The organism is Achromobacter sp. SIMBA_011 (assembly GCF_046535435.1).
Taxonomy (GTDB): Bacteria; Pseudomonadota; Gammaproteobacteria; order Burkholderiales; family Burkholderiaceae_B; genus Achromobacter; species Achromobacter dolens.
Map to the genome: position 1 here is coordinate 1 of NZ_JAWRWN010000281.1, position 289 is coordinate 289.

General features: G+C 58.5%; 1 pseudogene. It reads right to left on the bottom strand.

Annotation, left to right across the window (positions count from 1 at the left end):
* A pseudogene (locus SB816_RS30950) lies at positions 1-289 on the bottom strand (mannosyltransferase); the annotation flags it as partial.

Consider the following 289-nt stretch of genomic DNA (forward strand, 5'->3'; position numbering starts at 1 on the left):
CGTGGAATGAAGTAATGACTGGGAAAAACGGTCAAGTCCGTGGGCTTGAATTCGTGGATAGCCTGAGTGAATCGCAACGGCCCGACCGTCTTCCAAGCCTTTTCGTTGCAGACCGTCGACAGGCGCCGGATGTCGGCTACTATTTTCCGAAACAGCGGGTGTCCCGGACGTGCACCGACATAGCCCGCGGCTAGCAATCCCGGCGCGGCGAATTCGCTTTCCCAGCACGTCACCAAGTCGCACTCGAACAACGTTGGATCGAGCGGACGAATGCAGACGCTGTCCGCGT